This window comes from Psychrobacter sp. NPDC064578 (assembly GCF_044901245.1).
Classification (GTDB): domain Bacteria; phylum Pseudomonadota; class Gammaproteobacteria; order Pseudomonadales; family Moraxellaceae; genus Psychrobacter; species Psychrobacter cibarius_C.
In genome coordinates, this window is record NZ_JBJDPI010000010.1 from 31,307 (window position 1) to 54,472 (window position 23,166).

Here is a 23,166-nt window from a genome sequence, read left to right on the forward strand (position 1 = left end):
AACGGAAATGCGTGTTTTAATACGTTATGAGTTGATTTGTCAGTACTTATCCACAATCTATCCCATCATAGGCTCAATTAAGCTCAAGTTGCACTGAAAAAACTGGCTTAGACAAATGCTAGCACAATATTAATAGATCAAAATATATTGTCTATAAAGACAACATCATAATGAAATGAGGTCGATATGTTTACTGGAATTATAGAGAGTGTTGGAAAGGTTAAGTCCATGCAGCCTACGGGCGGTGATATACGTTTGACGATAGAATCTGATGGTTTAGACTTTAGTGATGTGAAGCTAGGAGATTCTATTGCCTCCAATGGTATCTGCTTAACCGTCGTAGACCTAGGTAGTAATCATTACTCGGTCGATGTTTCACGTGAAACTATTGCTCGTACCGCATTAGAAACCTTGAAAGCTGGTCACACGGTGAATTTAGAGAAAGCGATGCTACCAACCACACGTTTTGGTGGTCATATCGTCGCGGGTCACGTCGATGGCGTCGGCGTGGTCAGTAAGCTGCAACAAGATGCGCGCTCTATCTATATCGAAATTGAGATACCACAAGATCTGGCGCACTATACAGCGACCAAAGGCTCCATCACGGTTGATGGTATTAGTCTGACGACCAACCTTGTACGAGACAATATTGTCTCTTTAAATATCATTCCACATACCGCACAAGTGACCAATATCGCTAAGCATTGGCTGGTTGGAAATAAAGTCAATATCGAAGTGGATATCGTCGCGCGCTATTTAGAACGTTTGTTAAATAAGTCGCAAACCAGTGGTATGAATACGCCAAGTCCGCAAAGCCAAATTACAGAAGCATTTTTAGCAGATAATGGTTTTATGAAATAGCTGATTTATGAAGTAATTGGTTTAAACCTAAAAAGTAGGTTTTACAGATTGTCATGATTTTATGAAGCTCTGTAAAACCGACTCTAGCTCTTTTTTATTGATCGGTTTGGCTAAAAACTCATCCATTCCTACTTCTATACAAGCGTCGCGATCTTCTTTGGTGTTGTTTGCAGTCAGCGCCACAATCGCAATTTTATCGCCTTGCGCACGAATCGCTTGGGTAGCCTGTAGCCCATCCATGACAGGCATGCGACAGTCCATCAAAATGAGTGAGATATCTTGACGCTGTTGTTGTAGCATATCTAACGCTTGCTGACCATCTTCTGCGACCACACTACGATAACCAAGTTTACTCAATATCTTGCACGTTATTTTCTGATTGGTTGGACTGTCTTCTACTACCAAGATAAGTGGCAATACATTCTCGTTGGCCGCTTTATCTGCTTCGTTTGCTAGCTGCTTATTCTCTTCTTTTATCTCTATGGCTTGAACCAGCTTCTGTCTCGCTGGTAAGGTTAAGCGCAGTAATTCAGAGAGCAATAAAGTCGCATCTAATGGCTTGCTCAAAAATCCTTCATATTTATCTAATAATATAGAGGGAATACGGCGCTCAGGTTTCATACTAAGTAGTATCTTTGGTAGCGACGGATTATCGAGTAGGGTATTTAATGCTTGTTGTCTATCATTATTCCCTATTGCCTGATCAGCGGAAGCAATAGACAGGGTTTCATAATATTCATAATCTAATAGCAAGATAGGGGCGAGTCTTTGCTTGTCTTGTGCCAATTTTTCGATTAATTGTTGTAGGTCTGATTTATCTATAGAAGTGTAGATAGTAGCTGGCATCGATAAATATGCACAAAAATCGCGCAGATGTTTGGCACGTAGTGGTTGTTTAATCACTGCTATTAGATGGATATGAGTCAAATGCTGACTATGATGATAAATAGGCTGATAGTTTGGACGTCTGCAAGGCAGATAAAGATTCAGACTGCTGCCTTCAGTCATCGTGCTTTTTATTTCAATAAAACCACCCAATAATCGCGCAAAACTATTGACGTTATTTAACCCTAGGCCTTGCCCAGTCGTGTTATTTTGCATGTAATTAACGTTTCGATGGGTGTTTTGATTGCTGCTTTTATTAAGCTGAACCAACAGTTGATGTTGCTTCGCTATATCGATGCCCATACCGCTGTCTTTTATGCTAAAACGAATCCAGTCGTGTGAGGCATGATTGGGATTGTCTTTATTGATTTGACTATTTTTAATCAGTGTAAGGTCTTTATTAAGATTTACTAAGCTTCGGTTTTTTGTTGCTAATAGCTCTGCATTACTGACTGTTTCGATGGTCAGTGATACATAGCCAGAAGTGGTAAATTTCACCGCGTTATCTAATAAGTCGTACAAGATTTGCTGTAGGCGCTGATGGTCTGTATCAATACAACGCGGACCGTCAGGTACAAAAAAGTACAGCAGCTCAAGTCCTTGCTGCCTTATCCTTTCTATAAATGACTGACTGACCTGTTGCCCCAGTCTATAAATATCAACAGGCTCAATGCTTAGGCGGGTTTTTCTTACCGTTATCTCCTCGATGTCTAGCACATCATTAAGCGTCGTGAGCATACTTTGACTGCTTTTAATTAAGGATATTAAAATGTCATTCTGCGCAGCAGTCAAGGTCTCAGGATCAATCGGTTCTAGCGTGTCAATCATTGCTTCTAACGGCAGGCGCAAATCATGACCCATCGTCGATTTAATCGTATTAAATTCATCAGTTTGGCGTTGTAGTCGTTGATTTTGTTGCTGTAATTGCCCTATTTGACTGGCAAATTCATTAACATTATTCAGCAGTACGGTAAAGCCGTGAACCTGACCATGTTCACCAAACCATGGCGTAACGTGCAATTGGTAAGCTTGTCCATTTTCTAACCCGTAGACTGTTAAGGTACGAGTGACGCGTAGGTTGGATAACGTTTGCAGCAATCGTTGCGTAGATTCATCTTTACCCGCGATAAAATCCGTCATTTCATAGTTACTATCGCTTTGCGGTAAAGACAAGAATATTTGTTCAAAACGTTTATTGAAAAAGCTGATTTGACCATGACGCATGATCATTAGCATCGGTAAAGGGGATTGATCAACTAAACGTTCAAGACGGTGTGTTAGGGTTTTAATGCGGCGATAGTCATTATGCAACTGGTAGCTGACACGGCTCAGCGCATGGCCTAAACGCAGAAACTCAGGCGTAGATTTTTTTTGCAAAAAAGGCGGCGGACTATAGGCTTCTTTTGCGTGGCTACTTAGATTGTCAGTATAAACTAGCAGCTGTTCCCAATTGGTGCGACGATTGAGCATATACAGCAAAGCGATAATAAAAAGCATGATCGCTGCCATCAATGGCAACCAGTAGCGATATGATATCCAGTCAATGATCAGCGGCTTATGGCGCAATATAATATAAAGCTGATGACCACTTTTGAGTTTAATGGTGCCGGTTAAGTTGCGATTATTGAGCGTGTAAGCACTATGACTGCCATTATTAGAAGGAGATGAGCTAATAATAGGAAACGTAACGTTAGCAAAAGCAGGCTCATTGGGCTGAGTATGGCGATGGATATAAGTCTGCCCAGAGGGCATCATAAAAACCAGCTGATAGCTTATGTCTTCAAATATAGGTTTTTCTAAAATCCTTTTAATGTCAGGGTTTAAAAGATCATCACGTTCAGTGACTTCATACTGCAATGTATGGAAATTATCGATACTTTGCTGTTCACTTTGGTTTTTCATCTCGTGAAACAGCGCAAAATAATAGATAGACAACATGACCAGCAAGGTCAGTGCATAAAATATGAGTAAGCGCTGTAAGGACTGAAACTGTTGCATGAAAGCGTGGTCCTATATCGACACAAGAAACATAGTGAGTAAGTCATCAGTTTGGCACAGTAGCTGGTTTATTCAAGCCGTTTTGTCTTTTACGGTTGTACAGCTATTATCTAGAAAAAAATGGCGAATGGCAGTGGAATATCGCTCAATCACGCATTGTTTTGTAAATAAACTCATCAATAAGAGTGCCCTGCTTGCTTTCTATTATAAAGATAAACCGTATCATTGGTAACGCTCGATTACCGTCATTACAACCATGGCACAACATCGCAAACTCACCTATAATGAGTCAACCAACCCTATATAATGCCTGTTTATGACTACAATTGCTTCTGCCTCCGATTTATCCATGCCATCTACGACGAAAGATTGCTCATCTAGTAAGCGCTTAAGAGTTGCTTTTGCTGGCACTCCTGAGTTTGCCGCCGTTAGTCTTGAGGCGCTTATCAGCCAGCAAGAAGCGTTGAATATAGACATCGTCGCTGTGTATACGCAACCTGATCGCAAGGCAGGACGGGGTCAAAAATTATCAGCCTCTGCAGTAAAGCAAGTCGCATTGGCGCATGATATTGCCGTTGAGCAACCTCTCACCTTTAAAAAATCTAGCATGGAAGGGTTGACGGCACGTGAGACTCTGCGTAGTTATCAGCCAGATGTGATGATTGTCGCGGCTTATGGCTTGATATTGCCGATTGGGGTATTGACCACACCGACTTATGGTTGCCTCAATATTCATGCCTCACTACTGCCACGCTGGCGCGGTGCAGCACCTATTCACCGTGCATTATTGGCGGGTGATAGCGAGACGGGCATTACCATTATGCAGATGGATAAAGGGCTTGATACTGGCGACATGCTTTATAAAGTCAGCGCACCTATTAAGGCTGATGATACGGCTGCCAGCCTCCATGATAAAATGGCTGAGCTTGGGGCGACGGCGATTATTACTGTGCTACAAGACTTGCCACATTATCAAGCTCAAGCAATCGCTCAAGATGACAGTCAAGCCAATTACGCTGAAAAACTCGTCAAAACTGAAGGTGAAATCGACTGGACACAATCCGCTACTGAAATTGAGCGACAAATTCGTGGACTGACGCCATGGCCAGGTGCTTATAGTTTTTTGGCAGGGCAGCGCGTCAAAATTTTAGCCAGCTTACCTGTGAATCCGTCGCAGCAAACCAATCAGCCTGCTGGTACGGTCATCAGCGTTGGACGCAAAGCGATATTGGTAGCTTGTGGTCATGACAGTAATATTGATAATGATGTCGAAAAACCGCAAGCCAGTACTTTAGCCATTACCCAATTACAGTTTGCTGGTAGTAAACCAATGACTGCCGAGCAAATCTGCCATGGCAACCAACTGAATGATGGTGACCAGTTCACAGCAGACTCAAAATAATTGCTCCTAAATCAGTTTAATACAGCTTAACCTTATTTATTTTTATATTCGTTATTTAATACCAAACACTCCAACTTTTATCAGACGCTAATTATTAGACGTCAAGGAAATTCAATTTAATGAGAAGCACTGCGCCAAGAAACAATAAGCTCAAACCGTCAAGCAACCTTATCATGAATGGTAGCGTCCGCGTCCGCGTCATTCGTACTTTACTGGCGATTCAAAATGGTCAGTCGCTTGCAAGCGTCCTTGACCCGTTATTGAACAGTTTGCATGATGGTGATAAAGGGTTTGCTCATGCGTTATTGCTTACCACGTTGCGCCAGTGGTATGCGCTTGAGCGCCTACTCGATAGTCTGGCTGATAACTCTATTGATGAAAAAGAAGTACGTACGACGATTCAAGTAGGTTTAACCCAGCTGCTTTATTTGCAAGTGGCTGACCATGCGGCGATTCATGAAACAGTTGAAGCAGCAAAAGAAATCGAATTTGCGCACGCGACGGGTTTAATCAATGCCATCTTGCGTAAAGTCGCTAAAAACCCAAGTAAGTTCCGCAAGAAATGTGATAAAAAACACAGCTTACCGAATTGGCTTGCCTATCAGCTTAAGCAAGATTGGAGTGAGCAATATGACGATCTGATGCAGGGTTTACGTCAACCTGCACCGATGTTTTTACGCGTGAATACAGCGGTTACCTCGGTAGAGGATTATCAGCAAGCCTTGGTGGAATTTGAAGTTGAAGCAGATTTGGTTGAGCTAACCAGTGGTTTACAACTCGACAACTCGTCGGATACAGCCACATCTAATAGTATAGTAACCAAAGGTCTTAGACTACATCAAAGTACCGCAGTCAATGCCTTACCGCAATTTGCTCACGGGGCGGCTAGCGTACAAGATCTGCATGCTCAGCTTGCCGCGCCGCTTATTCATAACGCACTACTTAATAAACTGAGTGTTAAAAACGATGATGCAGAAGACGATAGGGATACGAGCAACAATGAGATTCGTATTTTAGATGCTTGTGCAGCGCCAGGTGGTAAGCTTGCTCATTGGTTAGAATTAATTAGCTCAAATGAGTCTTCTTTGTTTCACGTGAAACAAAATGATGAATCTGTTTCTCTAGTTTCGAAAGTGAAGCTGACTGCGATAGATAATGAAGCGCCGCGTATCGAGCGTATCTACGATAATTTACAGCGCTTGAATTTAAGTCAGCACGACTTGCAGCAAGCTGAGAAAAATATTGAGCTTAATATTGTCTGTGCTGATGCGACCACATGGCAAGGGGCGGGTAAGAAAAAGAGCAAGCTCGTGTTTGACGCTATATTATTAGACTCACCTTGTACGGCGACTGGCGTGATTCGTCGCCATCCTGACATCAGTATTTTGCGTACTGAAGAAGACGTTGAGCAAACGGCACTCTTACAAGCGGATATCTTGCACAATCTATGGCCACAACTTAAAGTTGGCGGTTATCTGTTGTATGTCACTTGCTCTATCCTAAAGCAAGAGAACGTCGAGCAGATGCAAGATTTCATGACTCACTATAATAATGTAGTAGCCGTTGAATTTAGCGACGATTGCAATTGGGGTATCGAACAAGCAATCGGTCGTCAGTGCTTACCAATAGATAGCGAGAGCGGCGATGGCTTTTATTATGCCTTGCTGCAAAAAACTGCTGAATAAACTGTTTTAACTAATAATCTCATTGTAGACAGGACAATCTAATGAAATATATCAGTACCCGTGGTCAGACAGCGCCAATGGATTTTAGTGATGTACTATTAATGGGTCTTGCACCAGACGGTGGTTTGATGTTGCCTGAGCACTATCCGAATATTGATAGTGCGACGCTTACGGAATGGCGCGCACTGAGCTATCCACAGCTTGCGATGGCGATTATGCAGCGCTTTGCGACTGATATTCCTGCGGCCGATTTGCAAGATATCATTGAGCGCACTTACACTGCTGAGGTATTTGGCTCTGATGAGATTGTTCCTGTCCGCAAACTTGAAGATGATTTGTATATTTTAGGCTTGTCGAACGGTCCGACATTGGCATTTAAAGATGTTGCCATGCAGTTTTTGGGTAATGCTTTTGAATATGTGCTTAAAAGAAAAGACGCACGTATTACCATCATTGGTGCCACCAGTGGTGATACAGGTAGTGCGGCAGAATATGCACTGCGTGGCAAAGAAAATATTGAAGTCTTTATGCTGTCACCGCACGGCAAAATGAGTGAATTCCAGCGCGCGCAAATGTACAGTCTGACCGATGATAACATCCATAATATCGCCATCGACGGCATGTTTGATGATTGCCAAGACATCGTTAAAGCGCTACAGCAAGATGCTGAGTTCAAAGCGGCTTATAATCTAGGGACAGTAAACTCTATCAACTGGGGTCGAATCCTAGCGCAGATTGTTTATTACTTTAAAGCCTATTTTGCGGTCACTACAAGCAACGACGAAAAAGTCAGCTTTAGCGTGCCATCAGGCAACTTTGGCAATATTTGTGCCGGTCATATCGCACGTGAAATGGGCTTACCAATTGAGCGTTTAATCGTCGCAACCAACGAAAACGATGTACTCAACGACTTCTTTAATCAAGGTGCTTACCAGCCGCGTCCGACTGCCAAAACCTATATTACTTCAAGTCCTTCAATGGATATCTCTAAAGCCTCTAACTTTGAGCGTTTTGTTTATCTCTTATTAGATAAAGACAGCGCGCGTGTTCATGAGTTATTTGAAGGGGTGAAATCTGGTCAAGGTTTTGATTTGTCTGAGCTGATGGAGGCGGTCAACACTCGCTACGGTTTTGCTGCGGGCAAATCTACCCATAGCGACCGCCTACAAACCATTAAAGCGCTGTATGAGCAGCATGGAGAGCTGGTTGATCCGCACACTGCTGATGGCATCAAGGTTGCCAAAGAATTACAGCGCGAAGGTGAGGTGATTGTTTGTGCCGAAACCGCACTGCCAGTGAAATTTGCCGATACGATCATCGAAGCTATTGGACCGATAGAAATCGCACGCCCAGTCCATACCGAAGGCTTAGAAGCGTTACCGCAGCATGTGGTGGTGCTTGATAACAACGCTGAGCTGGTCGCTGAGCAAATTCGTCAACATGTGATACCAAATCCAGCATAAATCAGAGTTGATTTTAATGCTTATTTTCATGAGGAACTCTATAAATTTCAATGAGGAGCTATAGAAATAATATTCATATAAAAGTTACGCCATTGTAATAAAGTGTTTATGATTGTGTTATGGTAGATATAATTGTAATATTAGAAACAGCGTCGGCGACTCATCATTTTGCTAGACGCTTTTTTAGTAATCATACCAGCCAATTACACTGAACAGCTGCCCTATAAGCGTCATGATAATCGTACAGTTAAGTCCTTTTACGACCCTCATTGCTTGTCACTATTTTAATGACAGTCAAAGATTAAGGTTAAGTAATAGATCTAAATGGTACTAATTGTGGCGACAACAGTGGTACATATTGTGGATATAACAATGAAGATGAGCTTAAAAACGATAGCAAAAGCACTGTTAATCACGACATTTAGTAGTGCAATGCTAATGAGTGCTGCCCACGCTAACAATCCACCACCAGCCATCAAAGCGGATGCGCCCAATCGCTATATCGTTAAAAAAGGCGATACGTTGTGGGACATATCAGGACGTTATTTAGACAGTCCGTGGCGCTGGAAAGAGATCTGGGCAACCAATAAGCAAATCAAAAACCCCAATCTTATTTATCCTAACGACATCCTTATCTTATGTGTGATTCAAGGTAAAACCTTAATTGGTGTTGATACTGGCGAAGGTTGTGCCGGGGTTGAAAAGCAGTTAACGGGTAACGTGGTATCTAGCACAGTCTCAGTCACTTCAACAGCCAACAGTATTCCACCGCTTCCGTGGTCTGCTATTCAACACTGGTTAGATAAGACAGTCATCGTTAATCCACAAGATTTTAATACCACCCCTTATATATTGGCTTCTAAAAAAGGCAACTTAATTACCGCTAGCGGCGATAAAGTATATGCCAAAGGTGTGCCACTGATCGTCGGTCAGCGTTATGGTATCTACCGTGAAGGAGAGCTATATGTTGATCCAAAAACCCAAGAAGTTATCGGTCTAGAAGTCACGCAAGTTGCGACGGGTTTGGTTACTTCGACAGAAACCAACGGCGTCAGCAGTTTGCAGCTCACCGACAGTTACGACAAAGAAGTACGGGAAGGTGATCGCGTATTCGTTGAGTTGAATAACTCTATTCCACCTGTGTTTTATCCAGCCCCTGCAACGGTCAGTCGTGGTGGTATGATTGTCCGAGTCATGGACTCAATCAGCTCAGCGGCGAAGGGTAGTGTCGTTGCTATCAACTTAGGTAGTACCCATGGTGCTAAGCCTGGTGATGTATTGACTGTCTATCAAAAAGGGGCTTTGATCCGCGATACCAAAGACAATGACACTCCAGTACGCTTACCAAATGAGCCAAGCGGTATGGTCATGGTATTCAATACTTTCGATAATATTAGCTATGCTTATGTGCTTGATTCAGAGCTACCATTAAATGTCGGCGACCAGCTGTTACCACCGCCATATCTATAAATGAGTACGCTATAAGTGAGAACATGCTTATTTTTGAACGGGATATACTAACTTAGCCTATACGAGCTAGATGATTATGATGGCAGTTACTTCTTCTTTATCAGATGAGCAGCGCGCAGTACTGGCGCTGTGGACTGAGGTGAATGCATCATTATCTGCTTATCATAAGCTCATTACTTCTTTTGGCACAGCAGAGCTTGCTTGGTACGCCAAAGTAGATGCTTGGCGGCAATTGGGTATTCATCATAGCCATCTTGCCCGTCATGAACAACCAGAGCAAACGCAAGCCAGTATCGATAAAATTCAGCAAGCGCTCATCGAAGAGCGCTATGGTCTGCTATTTGCTGGCCAGCCTGATTATCCCGCCCAGCTCTCGCAAATCTATGACCCACCGCCCTTATTATTTTATCGAGGCAATAAAGCGCGTTTGCGTCAAGCGCAAATTGCGATCGTCGGTAGCCGAAAACCCACTGCCCATGCCCAAAAAATCACCTTTGATATCGCACAATATTTGGCGCAAGCTGGTTATATCATCACCAGCGGTCTTGCCATGGGTGTTGATAAGCGAGCACATCTAGGCGCGTTAGCACAGGCGGATACTGAATATCAAGGTCGAACGATTGGGGTAATGGGTACGGGTATTGAGGTCAATTATCCCAATCATCATGATAAATTGTTTGCCCAAATAATTGAGCAAGGCGGCTGTATTATTAGTGAGTTGTTGCCGCATACAATGCCACATAAGCATACGTTTCCACGGCGTAATCGTTTGGTCGCTGGATTGAGCTTAGCAACGATTGTGACAGAGGCAACCATTCAGAGTGGTTCGTTGATTACCGCGCGTTTAACCTCGGAGCAGGGTAAGCAAGTTTTTGCCATTCCAAGTCATATTGATAATAGCAATGCAGAAGGCTGTCATCACCTAATACGTGAAGGTGCGACTTTAATTTATCATCCGCAGCAAGTGCTAGAGGATATCAATAGTCAGTTGCCATATAACAGTCATTCATTTCAATCAAATGTCTTATCTACATTGAATCGAAGTCAGACAGAAAACCCTTTAGAAAACGTTAGCAGTTCTACTGCAGATACTGGCAAGCTAGCATCATCCAATATTAAACCTTCTCCCAGCGCTATCGTCGTACCAGAGCATTTAACCCTCGTTTATGAGCAGCTTGATTGGCACGGGCAGGATTTAGATGCGCTGATTATCGCTACCAAACTTGCCACACCGCAGCTGATTGGACAGTTAATGGAGCTTGAATTGTTAGGCGTCATTAGTGTGCAAGGCGGAAGGTATTTGCGCGTCTAAAATCGTACTTGCTATCACTTTAGGCTTTTCACTTATCTATTTTCAAGTGATTGACGATAGTACAATCTAGGGCGTGTCATCAATTAGATTGTGAGGCTTAAAATAAGAAAAATTGTAGATAAACAAGGAAGCAATTGCTGTTAATATGAACATATTGACAAAATTTCTGACGATGTTTAGCAAAATTTAGCCATTTTAAGGCCACTAAACGTACTAATGTGCTAATTGATGACAAGCCCTAGGTAGCTGCTAATAAGGTCGCTTTAAACTTCGCAGCCCTAATTTTTCTTAGTCTTATGTTATGATGAGTGCTTAAATTTCTACCTTTTTGAAGCCTTCAAGCCATGGAAAAATCCACATCTTTTACTACTGATTCTGTCACTCAAGCTGCCAAATGGCTTAAAGAAGGACAGCTACTTGCTTATCCCACTGAAAGCGTTTGGGGTATTGGTTGTGACGCTTATGACGAAGCAGCCGTTCAACGTATTTTATCTATTAAACGACGTCCACAAGCCAAAGGCATGATCGTCATTACTGACAGTGCTGAGCGTTTAAAGCCGTTACTAGAGCCTTTAGAAGAAGGTCAGCGCCAACAAATCATCAAGAGTTGGCAGGCAGATACTGACAGTATAGAGCTACAAGGTAAGCAAGCCCATACATGGCTACTGCCTATCCCTCAGACACTTGAAAAGACTATCCCTCCTTGGATCACAGGGCAACATCAAACAGTGGCGGTTAGAGTTATTGCGCATCCTATGATTCGTCAATTGTGCCAACAACTGGTCGACGTTCAAAACCCATTTGGGCTATTGGTTTCCACAAGCTGTAATCCATCAGGACAACCGCCTGCTATGACTTTCACTGATGCCTATAGATATTTTGGCGAGCAAATCAGCTACTTGCAAGCTGAAACATTAGGCTATACTTTACCGAGCCAAATTCGTGACGCAACCACGGGTTTAGTTATTCGTTAGCGCATAACCTTCAACCAAACGATGAATATTACTTCTTAATTTCACTGTTGACAGAAATAAAAGAATAGCGCAAGATAAGTAAATAAAATAATCAAAACTTATAAATTAGAGTACATATTAATCATGAAACTAAATCCTGTGACCGAAAAATTTATCTTACATTGGGGTGAAATGGGCTCGCAGTGGGGCGTCAATCGCACCATGTCACAGATTCATGCGTTGTTATTCATAATTGGTAAGCCACTAAATGCTGAAGAAATTACCGAAACACTTGGTGTTGCTCGCTCTAACGTCTCAAACAGTATTAAAGAGTTGCAGCATTGGGGCTTAGTACAAAAGGTTTCCATATTAGGCGATCGTCGCGATCACTTCACGACCAATACTGACGTTTGGGAGCTGGCACGCATCATTGTGGTTGAACGACAAAAGCGTGAGCTTGAGCCAACTGTGCAGTTTTTACAAGAACTCATGGACAGTCCTGAATTTGAACATGAAAATAATGAGGTAAAGTCACGTATTCGTGATACCCAAGAATTCGTTAGTACCCTAACCACATGGTCATCTGAGATGCTTAAACTGCCCACAAGCATCCTCAAAAAAGTCCTAAAACTGGGCGCTAGTATTAAAAAGGTTTTACGTTAATAGCTGTGTAATTTAAAATAAAAAATTTGCAATACAATTTCTGTTTTGACAGAAATATATGTAATAACTATAAAAGCCAGTTAAGTTTAAGTGAGATAAGTTTCTATAAAATAGCAGCAACCAAAAATAGCAATGACAAATGGATGTGTAAAATGACAGTCAATCAGACACACACTAATAAAGAGCCAGCCATTAAAAAGGCTATTGCTGCAGTCGAGTGGCAGGATTTGCGCCAGTTAACACGCGGTCAAATCGCTTACAACATTATTTTGCCTTATCCATTTTTGTTATTGTCATGGTGGTTCGCCAGCCACTCTTGGTATGTATTGGCATGCGGGGCTTCTTATTTATTCTTTGCTGCCGCATTTCGCCAAGCACACGATGGCTATCATCATAGTTTGGGTACAGGAAAACGTACGACCACCGCCATATTATTATTGCTTAGCGTGCTACTAATGACCAGTTTGCACAGCATTCGAGCCACCCACATGGAACATCACCGCAACCCATTGGGCGATAGTGATATTGAGGGCAGTCTAGCAAAGGGCTCATGGTGGCAAGCGCTGCTCGGCGGGATAACTTATCGACTCGATATTTATCGTCAAGGACTGCGCCTAAGTAGCCGTCGCAATCAAAAATTGGCTTGGCTAGAATTTGGCTTGATTGCTTTAGTCGTCTTGGTTACCTTCGTACTGACCGTATTTCCTTTAACTGTTCCTGCTCTGACCATGTTAGCGCAAGTATTGATGTATCACATAGTGACGATGATGTTGGCTAATGCCAGTGTTGGCATCATTGCGGTGTGGGGCGTGCATCATGATTGTGATGAGACAATCGCCCGGACTGAGCGTAATCCAGTGGTCAATTTTCTAACTTTTAACTTGTTATATCACGTAGAGCACCATCTCTTTCCTGCTGTGCCATCCAATCATTTACCTGAGCTCGCCAAGCGTTTAGATGCAGCAGCGCCACATCTAACCAAAGCACATGTATTGCCAAGTATGGTTAACGTCATAGATTTTATTAATCATTGTTGGAACAAATTAAAGAATAAATCTCAAAATAGTAATGATAGTGAGTGTCCTATTCGTAAGCGTTTTGCCTAATAAGTAGGCTAAATAAAATCAAGATACTTATCCACCAATTATCCACAGGAATTTCATTGGCTTTGGCAACGCCATATTTATACTAAATTAACGACGAATGTTAATAGGATAAATAGAATGAAAACGAATAATGAGTTAAGTGTGTATCCTTATCTACAAGTGATTATTTTGTTTGCAGGGCTTGGTAGTATGATTGGTGGATTGATTGCGGAGCTGTCTTTATTGTTGGTTTTTAGTGATGCGGATTTTGCGCAGATTGGTTACCAGCCATTACTATATGTTGGTCTGCTTGGTTTTATTCCTGCTTTATTAACGGGTGTTATCTTCGCTTATAAGAATATATGGCGCGGTGATCATAAGAGTCTACGCACGACATTTTTAGTGGGGTTTATAACGTCAGCAGGTTATATGGGTGCAATCATCCTATATCTAGGCATCAACTCCTTGATAGAGGTTGGCGTGCTACTGGCCTTTATGATTGGTATAGGATTGTTTGGCGCTATCAACTCAGCTATCGTTGGCTGCATTGCTTTACCAAAAGTACGTAAAAGTCATTTTGATATTAGTACTAAAAAAGTAGACGATAACTATAACGGATTAAGTTTTACTAAACGATAAGCGAAAAATATAGGGAGTAGGGCATGAATATTTTAATCAGTGGTGGCTCAGGCTTTTTAGGCAGTGCTTTTAGTGACGAGCTTATCAAACGCTATCGTACGCAGGATAAGGATTTACACATTACATGGCTAACACGCGATAGCAGCCAAACGCATCCTGACGCGATCAGTATGATGACCTACGATGAGCTAGCGAGTTCGGATAAAAGCTTTGATGTTATCTTAAACCTAGCAGGCGCAGGCATTGCTGACTCGCGCTGGAGCGATGCGCGCAAAGAGCAGTTGCTCGCCAGCCGTATCAAGCCTACCGAATCCTTATTGGCATTTATTAAGCGCACCAGTATTAAGCCCAAACTAATGGTCAGCGGCTCTGCGATTGGCTGGTATGGCGCACAAGGCGATAAACCTCTTACCGAAAGCAGTGGTTTTGAAACTGATTTTGCCCATCAATTATGTCATGAATGGGAGCAGTTAGCGCTCAAAGCCACTGAACATGGCGTGCCTGTGGCTATCGTGCGTACGGGTGTGGTTATCCATCCTGATGGCGGGATGCTCGGTAAGTTATTAACCCCATTTAAAATGGGTGTCGGTGGACAGTTGGGTGATGGCAAGCAAATCATGAGCTGGATCAGTCGTGAAGACTGGGTTGGGGCGGTGATATTCATCATTGAAAAGCATCTTGCTAATTATGCGGACACTCAGACTACCGATGATCACTCGTTAGAAACTATCAATGATACGCCAGTGCTGGTATATAACCTCACTGCGCCTAATCCAGTGACCAATCATACTTTTACCAAAACGCTCGGAGCATGGTTACACCGTCCCACCTTTTTTACCTTGCCAAATTTCTTACTTAAGCTAATATTTGGTGAGATGTCGACGCTACTAATAGATGGACAAAAGGTATTGCCTCAAGCATTACAGGAAGCAGGTTATGATTTTAAACAGCCAACACTGAAGCAAGCTTTAGAAGAGCAGAAGTAAACTTTCGAATATGTTTGAGGAATAATTATGAACAAAAAAGCAGTCAGTTTAATTCTACTATCTACGCTGTCAGGTTCTATCACTACAGCTTGTAGCGATAATGCCGATGTAAAAACGCAAACGCCACAATCAGAATTAACAACGGAACCAAAACCGGAACTGAAAATAGCGGCTACTGACTCAAAGCAAGGGTCGATTATACAAACTGATTCTAATGCAGAGGATAAGGCAGTCGTGATGAGTAGCGACGAAAATGTTTTAGGGATAAAGCAGGCAGAGACTTTTCAAGCTATATATGCCTCAACTTGTATGCAGTATTTACTCAAGCTTGATGAGTTGCGAGGTAATCTCAAAGCTTTACCTAAATTTCCTACCGCACAAGCTTCTCAACTTTTAGCAGGTGAAACAGGTTCGGCTTGGCCAGTACCTGCTGATACCGGTAGTTATATATTGGCAATTCCTGATAACAAGAACCTTTGTGCTATTTATGCCAAAGAGTTAGATGCTCAATTGGCTAATCAACAATTTACTGAGGTTTATAGCAAACCCCCGTCACCTTTTATCGCCACTCAAATAGATAACACCACCAAACCAGTGGGAGGAGGTGTTAAAACAACTTTGTCATATAGTTGGAGTGCGCCTGATACACAGAGAAAGATGCTGTTTATGTTGACGATTGATGATTCTGCGACTACAGATGTCAAAGCGATGTATACGGCTTCGATAATGAGTGAATAGATGTTTCATGTGAAACATACCCAATTTGTTGTTTAATATTTATGTTTCATGTGAAACAAAATGGAGGTGTGTATGAGTAGTATTGAGAGCAGTGCTACAGTTACTGGGATCAACTATCCAAAAGGGAAGGTAATAGGGATTTATGGATTATTAGGTGGTGCGATAGGTGGCTTAATTCTCATCTCATATATCATTGTGATAACTATAGTTAAAGAAAGTATTTCTGTAAACGATGCTCTCGACTTTATTAAAATGTTAGCAGCTGGTGCGGTTTTTGGTTTTTTTCTGGGTTTGTTACCAGCATTTTTAACGGGTTATTGTGCATCTAAATTGGAGATATATTTCGATTCTATAAGAAAGGTATTTCCACTATTTATAATTGGTTTTACGAGCACTTTTCTATGCATAGTTTGGTTTATTCTAGAGTCGGCTTCGATAGATTCTGTAATAGGAATTGTCTTGTTTTGCTGTATCGGTGGTGCAAGTGCAATAGTCACAGGTCTTATCGCATTACCTAAACATAAATAAAATTTATCCATATATTTCACTTTTGACAGAAATTAAATAAATAACACTAAATAACTAAATCAAGTGGTCGCGCCAGTAAGACAGCTACTGCTTATCACTAAGTAAGGAGAACATCATGCGTCATCCTTCGTTAGCCAATATTGAATGGCAAGATTTGCGTCAGCTCAAGCCCACTGAGACCGTTTACAATATCTTTTTATCATTACCATTTTTATTATTGTCATGGTGGAGCGCGTGGCAGGGGGTTTGGCTACTTGCGCTGGCTGCAACGTTTTTCTTTTTTACTGCCGCACTTAGACAAGCCCATGATTGCTATCACCGCACTTTAGGGGTGAGCAAAGTCGCCACAGAGCTCATGCTGTTTCTTCTCAGTATCACGATGCTCTGTAGTACGCATGCTATTCGGCACACCCATCTCAATCATCATAGAGATCCGCTTGGAGACAGCGATGTCGAAGGTAACTGGGCACGCCTGCCGTGGTATCAGGCTATATTGGGAGGCGGACTTTTCTCGATTGCGATTCAGTGGTTTGGCTTGACGCATGGTAGCCGCCGCAATCGTATGCTCGTTGGCTTTGATCTGTTGCTCATTTTCGCAGTGATTGCCACCGCTTTTATCACGATGCATCCAGTTTTGATATATCACGTATTGGTGATGATATTGGCCAATATCATGGTGGGATTCTTTGCCGTATGGAGTGTCCATCATGGTTGCGATGATGTGGTATATGCCCGCAGTGAGCGCCATCCATTGATTAATTTGCTAACCTTTAATTTGCTCTATCATATTGAGCATCACCTATTTCCAGCTGTCCCGACTAATCATTTACCAACACTGGCGAAGCGCTTAGATGTTGCCGCACCGCAATGGACGCAGCAGCCAGTCATTCCCTTTTTAGCCGCAGCCAATCAGCACCAAAAATCTAGCGTGACTCAAAAATCCAATGCCAGCCACCTTGATATTTAGTTATCACTCATAAAGGAGTCGTAAGATGATTATCCAAAATCATATCAACAGTTATAGAGAGCAAGCGAATTTGTCCATTACCATGTACTACGATGATGCGTGCGTGATATGTAGCACCGAGGCGCATAATATGAAAAAACGTCAACCGGAAAAGATACACTTAGTTCCTGTAGACGAGGGGGTTGATGAGTTGGCAGTCGCAGGATTTAGCCGTAAGGATGCGATGACTTATATGTGCATGCAAGACAGCTACGGCAATTGGTACACGCATATGGATGCCGTGCGGCTGCTCTACAGGACGGGCGGCGTTAAATGGTCACCGTTATTGTTTTTGCCAGTGGTCAAGCAACTTGGCGACTTGGCTTATCCTTATGTCGCGCGCAATCGCTATAAAATCCCGAATTGGGTGACCAAGTTGGTCTATGGCAAAGCGCTGATGCAAGCTTGTGACAATGGCGTCTGTAAAATAGCACCAGATAAACGTTAAAGTACGTTTAGTGGCAACCATTTAGTTTTGTGGCAACAGCACTTTAGAGGCAAAGCATATGAAGTTTTCGTGGAAAAAAAGACGCTATATCCAGAGCATTCAGTTTTTGACGTAAGATAGCGTTATCTTTATCTAAGCAGACTTGATTATGTGGCTTTTTATCGTTTTTACTCAGTTGCTAGCTGTTATGACCACCGTTCTTATTTACTGGTTAATAAAGCCAAAAACGACTGCTGCAAAAGCTGCACTGATAGCTGTTGTCTTTATTATTAATAATAGTGCTCTCATTTATGGTTTGACTGAGTTTTGGGGTGAGCGCTTTCACGTTTATCTGGTCGTTAGTATTTTGCAAGGTTTTATGTTTTATGCTGGTTTGATAACTGCTGTAGTTGCGCTCCTTGTCTATCGGCTCTTTAAACAAAAATCTCGTCCAATACTCTTGCATACCTTTGCCATTACAGTTTATGTCGCCATTGTTAGCTTAGCGATATTTAATGCTTATTCACCTGTCGTACATCGTCTAACTGTTACGATTGACAAACCGCTGGCTAAACCAATGGATATCGCGCTTGTCTCTGATACGCATCTGGGTAGATGGTTTGGCAATCGGCAGATAAAGAAAATGGTGAGCCTTATCGATGCGCAACATCCCGATGTCGTGGTTATCGCGGGTGACATCATGAATGACAATACCATTGCATACGATAATACGAATATGCATGAACAATTATCAAAGCTAAAGGCACCGCTTGGCGTCTATGCGACTTTAGGCAATCACGATTATTTCGGTTATGACCAGCAGATCACACAGGCGATGGAAGAAGCCGGTATCAAAGCCCTTGATAACGAGAGTGTGCTATTAGATGATTCGGTATGGCTGGTAGGACGCTCTGATGACATGGATCGTACCAGACTGTCCGCCGATGAGTTATTGATGCAAGTAGAGACAGACAAACCCGTTATATTTTTGGAACATCGTCCTAGCGCTATGGATGAGGTGAGCGTCCTGCCAGTCGATTTGCATCTATCAGGTCATACCCATGGCGGGCAGATATTTCCGTTAACGAAATTGATGGATTGGTTGACACCGTTAAACTATGGCAGCAAAAAAATAGCTGATACACAGTTTTTGGTGACCTCTGGTTATGGCATTGGACCAGTACCGTTTAGATTGGGTACGCGTTCTGAGATTTGGATAATTACGTTACAATCTGGCTCATAAGTCATTTAGATAAATAATGTCAAACTTATGATAAAGCCTCTACCATATCTAAATGGTAGAGGCTTTTATTTGCTGTTAGGCTTGTTAATAGATGCTTTGCTCGTATTGTTATCTAAAAATATACTGCATGGCTGCCATCATATTCAAGGATTCTTCATGCGTTATACGTTTTTTATCACCATCTTTGTGCTATTGCAGCTCTTTAGTGTCGGCGCTGCTCTAAGCGTGCAATGGTGGTTACAGCCTTGGCAAACAGCAAATTTGCAAACTTGCGTATGGGTCATCATATTCGTGATTACCAACGGTTTGCTGCTACTTAGTGTCAATAGAGCATTTGCCAATAGCTATCGATGGATCAGTGGCTGGATGTTAGTCATGCACTTTATGCTATTGACCACCTTAGTTACCAGCCTATTTTATGGTGGATATTGGTTATTTCTGTCACTAGTTGGTGAAGTACCTAATGTATCTGCTACCGTCGATTTTGGATTGCGCATATTGGCATTGGCAGTATTTATTGGATTATTTTTTTATGCCTTATATAGTGCTTATGTGCCTGTGGTACGTGAATTATCTATTAATATTGATAAACCTTTGGCTAAGCCATTACGTATTGCGGTCGCTAGCGACTTACATCTCGGACGATTATTTGGCAGCGGTGCAATAGATAGGCTGCATCATCTTATGGTAAACCATACAGCCGACATATTACTGATGCCGGGCGATATCATGGATGACAATACGCAAGCATTTACTGATTATAATATGGCAAAAAACTTGGCGGAGTTATGCAAAAGCCTGCCGTATGGTGTCTATGCGACATTGGGCAATCATGATTTATACGGGCATGAGCAGCCGATTGTCCAAGCGTTGCGTGCTACTGGCGTGCAGTTATTAAATGACGAAGTAATCGGTATCGAGCATGAAGGTCAACCAATCTGGCTGGTTGGGCGTTTTGATAACCATAAAAGACAGCGGGTAGCCACAACCGATCTACTGGCCCTAGTTGATACTGCACAGCTAGTGATACTGCTAGATCATAGACCAAGTGATATTGCTGAGCACAGCCAGCTACCGATTGATTTACAGGTATCAGGGCATACCCATAACGGTCAAATATTCCCCGCCAACTTCATTGTCAGTGCCATCAACCGCTTGGGTTATGGCTATGAAGCCATTGGCAAAGGACACTTTGTGGTGTCATCTGGTTACGGCTTTTGGGGCATTCCATTTCGCTTGGGTTCGCGCTCAGAGATTTGGCTGATCACTATGAATGGTCATGTTGAAGATAACGTTTAAATAGTGGCAGCACCATTTTATAAATAAACCAGCACTTTCTTATACAACTGTATTGATAACTATGCCGCTAATTGTGACTGGGTATTGATAACGTCACGCACAAAACTCGCAAACCCTTTAATAATATCGTCTGTTGCTTGTCCGATACCTTGATGAATACTCATAAAATGAATAAAACCATGCGGCGCACCAAGAATGGTATGAGTCTCGACTGCTATACCATGCACCTTTAATTGCTTTGCATAAGCAAATGCTTCATCACGTAATACGTCTAATTCTGCGGCGACAATATAAGTCGGGCATACTTTACTATTATCACCAAGCATCGGACAGTTAAGGATATGCTGGCGTGGCAAGGGGCTGTTATCCAAACAAGCAGCATCAAATACAGCCACATCGGCATGATCCAATAATAATCCCTCGCCATATAACTCCCAACTTGGATAATCCGTTTCGATATCCGTCACAGGATATAAAGGCATTTGTGCAAGTGGCTTTGGTAAGCGCTCTAATAAATCGAACATTTTTTGACCTGCACTGCCCAGATCTGACCATGCGACTTGCGAGGGCGCAGTAAGTTGCTGAGCAATCAAAGTGGACAATCCGCCGCCAGCACTATCGCCTGCTAGCACGATTCGCGAGGGTAAAGCACCTAAGGTATGGCAATGCTCAGCCAGCCAAGCGTAAGCAGTGATACAGTCTTTTAATGCGGCTGGTGCGGGATGCTCAGGCGCTAAGCGATAATCAACACTGACTATCGGCCAGCCCGTCTGCTCACAAACCGCGTGGCAAAATTCATGATGGGTATTGACATCACCAATACAAAATCCACCCCCATGAAAATATAACAGCACTGTTTCATCAGAATTATGAGTATCCGCTTTTTTGAACCCTAAGCCATGAGAGCTCACGTCTGATTGATAACAGCGAATGGTCATATCGCCATCATCAGCGTTGGCAATCACTTTGTCTTCCCAATGCACAAGCTTCTGATTTTTTTTCGTAAATCGCTTCATGTTGCCGATGATATTGTCACTTGCTTGCTGCCATACCTGCGGCGCTTGCATCGCCACGGCGTCAGTAGCGAACCTTTCGCGCAGCTCATGCATTGGTGTCAGCTCAAGAGGCGTTTTAAGCTTACTATTCACCGCGAGAATCAAACGCAGGTGAGCATCGGCGTGCAGATATTGTTTTGAGGTAGGTCCTTTCAAATAACCAACCAAGCTCTCTAATAGTGGCGTTGGCAGATAGCCGACTCCTTTCATGGCATAGTGCAAGGTATGCGGCTGGCAAGTCGTCAACGGGTTATAGCTAAGCACCTTTTGTTTGACGGTCAAACGATTCTCTTGAGTGCCATTTTCTTCTCTTATACCATTATCTATACGATCTGTTGATGCGAGTTTTATCGTCATCAGCGCTTTATTTAATAGAGCGTTGATTGATAACACGGTTGATTTAGACATAACACTTCTCGTTAAGGATTGTCAGTATGCGTTGTCATATATGAGCGTTCACTTTGACATGAGCCATACTATTTATAGCAATAATAGAGTAATCAAAAATAAAGTTGAGTATTGTTTGGTAATGGCTTATGTACCAACGGTAAGTTTTTTGGAATAAGTACTGCTTTCTTGTAGCTTGTGTTAACCAACATGGGTAGCCATTTACCACCTATGAAATTCTGTTTTGAGCACTTTAATCCAGATTTAGGCAATATTTGTTGTAAATTAGAAAAATTCCCTTGGCTTAGGCTTGAAATTTAGCTCCATCACCTTTATCAAACAGCTAGTAGAAGGTACTCATAAAAACAATGTGTAAGACGGGTTAATTATTTAATAAGAGCACAGTATCCCTAGCAAATAGTCAACTTGTTGCCTCTTATATAAATTGTCATTATTAAAATTCTAAGGAGCTATCATGAGCGAGCAAAATACCAACCACGAATCGCCTGAGCAAAATGTGGCGCATGACAATATTGAACACAGTGACAGTATTTTAGAAGAAACCATGAAAGAGTTTGATCCAAAGCATAACTCAGGTGAAGAGATGACCATCGAAAATGAAATCGATCTCGACACTTTTAAAGCGCGCATCGCTGAGCTAGAAGGTGAAGTAAAGCAAGCTAAAGAAGTCACCGCCCGTGCCAATGCCGAAGCTTACAATGCACAAAAACGCATGGAGCAAGAGGCGGATAAGAGCAAGCGTTTTGCCTTGCAGAAATTTGCCAAGGAGCTATTAGAAGTGGTCGATAATTTAGAACGCGCCATCGAAAGCGCCCATGCCGATGACCCTGTTACAGAAGGGGTGAGACTGACGCACAAAGCGTTATTGGATGTATTAAATAAGAACGGCGTTGAAATGGTTGACCCACAAGGCGAGAAATTTAATGCTGATTTGCATGAAGCGGTGGGTATCGATGAAGAAGCGGAAGCTGATACTGTCGGTACTGTATTACAAAAAGGTTATAGTTTAAACGGTCGTTTATTACGCCCAGCCATGGTACGTGTTGGGCAGTAGTACTAA

The 23,166-nt window shown here is 42.4% G+C and carries 20 protein-coding genes; 18 read left to right on the top strand and 2 right to left on the bottom strand.

Annotated elements, in window-relative coordinates:
* The first annotated feature begins 186 nt into the window (after positions 1-186).
* Complete coding sequence (locus tag ACI2JM_RS12020; protein ID WP_404644450.1) at positions 187-861, top strand: riboflavin synthase; 675 nt, start codon at positions 187-189, stop codon at positions 859-861.
* A 51-nt stretch (positions 862-912) separates the two neighbouring features.
* On the opposite strand, the gene ACI2JM_RS12025 is transcribed toward ACI2JM_RS12020, so the two are convergent.
* The gene (locus tag ACI2JM_RS12025; RefSeq protein WP_404644452.1) at positions 913-3,744 is read right to left on the bottom strand and encodes a response regulator; all 2,832 of its coding nucleotides are present in this window, start codon (positions 3,742-3,744) and stop codon (positions 913-915) included.
* A 349-nt stretch (positions 3,745-4,093) separates the two neighbouring features.
* Here ACI2JM_RS12025 and fmt point away from each other — a divergent pair, with 349 nt between their 5' ends.
* From fmt to ACI2JM_RS12105, 16 genes are all read left to right on the top strand, one after another.
* On the top strand, positions 4,094-5,146 hold the full coding sequence (gene fmt / locus ACI2JM_RS12030; protein ID WP_404644551.1) for a methionyl-tRNA formyltransferase: 1,053 nt from the start codon (positions 4,094-4,096) through the stop codon (positions 5,144-5,146).
* 119 nt (positions 5,147-5,265) lie between these two features.
* Entirely contained in the window at positions 5,266-6,831 is a 1,566-nt protein-coding gene (locus ACI2JM_RS12035) for a transcription antitermination factor NusB (RefSeq protein ID WP_404644454.1), read from the top strand.
* 41 nt (positions 6,832-6,872) lie between these two features.
* On the top strand, positions 6,873-8,294 hold the full coding sequence (gene thrC / locus ACI2JM_RS12040; RefSeq protein ID WP_404644456.1) for a threonine synthase: 1,422 nt from the start codon (positions 6,873-6,875) through the stop codon (positions 8,292-8,294).
* A gap of 372 nt (positions 8,295-8,666) precedes the next feature.
* Positions 8,667-9,764 (top strand): LysM peptidoglycan-binding domain-containing protein, encoded by a 1,098-nt coding sequence (locus ACI2JM_RS12045; RefSeq protein ID WP_404644458.1) that lies wholly within the window; start codon positions 8,667-8,669, stop codon positions 9,762-9,764.
* 76 nt (positions 9,765-9,840) lie between these two features.
* Entirely contained in the window at positions 9,841-11,076 is a 1,236-nt protein-coding gene (gene dprA / locus ACI2JM_RS12050; protein WP_404644460.1) for a DNA-processing protein DprA, read from the top strand.
* A 344-nt stretch (positions 11,077-11,420) separates the two neighbouring features.
* Complete coding sequence (locus ACI2JM_RS12055; protein WP_404644462.1) at positions 11,421-12,050, top strand: L-threonylcarbamoyladenylate synthase; 630 nt, start codon at positions 11,421-11,423, stop codon at positions 12,048-12,050.
* A gap of 123 nt (positions 12,051-12,173) precedes the next feature.
* Positions 12,174-12,692, top strand: coding sequence for a GbsR/MarR family transcriptional regulator (locus ACI2JM_RS12060; RefSeq protein WP_045447558.1), 519 nt, complete (start codon positions 12,174-12,176; stop codon positions 12,690-12,692).
* A 152-nt stretch (positions 12,693-12,844) separates the two neighbouring features.
* Positions 12,845-13,798, top strand: coding sequence for a fatty acid desaturase family protein (locus ACI2JM_RS12065; protein ID WP_404644464.1), 954 nt, complete (start codon positions 12,845-12,847; stop codon positions 13,796-13,798).
* A 117-nt stretch (positions 13,799-13,915) separates the two neighbouring features.
* On the top strand, positions 13,916-14,416 hold the full coding sequence (locus ACI2JM_RS12070; protein ID WP_404644466.1) for a hypothetical protein: 501 nt from the start codon (positions 13,916-13,918) through the stop codon (positions 14,414-14,416).
* A gap of 23 nt (positions 14,417-14,439) precedes the next feature.
* Positions 14,440-15,402 (top strand): TIGR01777 family oxidoreductase, encoded by a 963-nt coding sequence (locus tag ACI2JM_RS12075; RefSeq protein WP_404644468.1) that lies wholly within the window; start codon positions 14,440-14,442, stop codon positions 15,400-15,402.
* Between the two features lie 27 nt (positions 15,403-15,429).
* Positions 15,430-16,140 carry an NMCC_0638 family (lipo)protein gene (locus ACI2JM_RS12080; RefSeq protein ID WP_404644470.1) on the top strand — a complete coding sequence of 237 codons (711 nt, stop codon included), beginning with the start codon at positions 15,430-15,432 and terminating at the stop codon, positions 16,138-16,140.
* Positions 16,141-16,212: 72 nt separating this feature from the next.
* The gene (locus ACI2JM_RS12085) at positions 16,213-16,668 is read left to right on the top strand and encodes a hypothetical protein (RefSeq protein ID WP_404644472.1); all 456 of its coding nucleotides are present in this window, start codon (positions 16,213-16,215) and stop codon (positions 16,666-16,668) included.
* Between the two features lie 115 nt (positions 16,669-16,783).
* On the top strand, positions 16,784-17,635 hold the full coding sequence (locus ACI2JM_RS12090; protein ID WP_404644474.1) for a fatty acid desaturase family protein: 852 nt from the start codon (positions 16,784-16,786) through the stop codon (positions 17,633-17,635).
* Between the two features lie 25 nt (positions 17,636-17,660).
* Positions 17,661-18,122, top strand: a complete 462-nt coding sequence (locus ACI2JM_RS12095) for a thiol-disulfide oxidoreductase DCC family protein (RefSeq protein WP_404644476.1) — start codon at positions 17,661-17,663, stop codon at positions 18,120-18,122.
* 148 nt (positions 18,123-18,270) lie between these two features.
* Entirely contained in the window at positions 18,271-19,344 is a 1,074-nt protein-coding gene (locus ACI2JM_RS12100) for a metallophosphoesterase (protein WP_404644478.1), read from the top strand.
* Positions 19,345-19,500: 156 nt separating this feature from the next.
* Positions 19,501-20,643 (top strand): metallophosphoesterase, encoded by a 1,143-nt coding sequence (locus tag ACI2JM_RS12105; RefSeq protein WP_404644480.1) that lies wholly within the window; start codon positions 19,501-19,503, stop codon positions 20,641-20,643.
* 59 nt (positions 20,644-20,702) lie between these two features.
* Here ACI2JM_RS12105 and ACI2JM_RS12110 read toward each other — a convergent pair whose 3' ends face one another.
* Entirely contained in the window at positions 20,703-22,106 is a 1,404-nt protein-coding gene (locus ACI2JM_RS12110) for an alpha/beta hydrolase (protein WP_404644482.1), read from the bottom strand.
* A gap of 454 nt (positions 22,107-22,560) precedes the next feature.
* Here ACI2JM_RS12110 and grpE point away from each other — a divergent pair, with 454 nt between their 5' ends.
* Entirely contained in the window at positions 22,561-23,160 is a 600-nt protein-coding gene (gene grpE / locus ACI2JM_RS12115; protein WP_045447584.1) for a nucleotide exchange factor GrpE, read from the top strand.
* Positions 23,161-23,166: the final 6 nt, after the last annotated feature.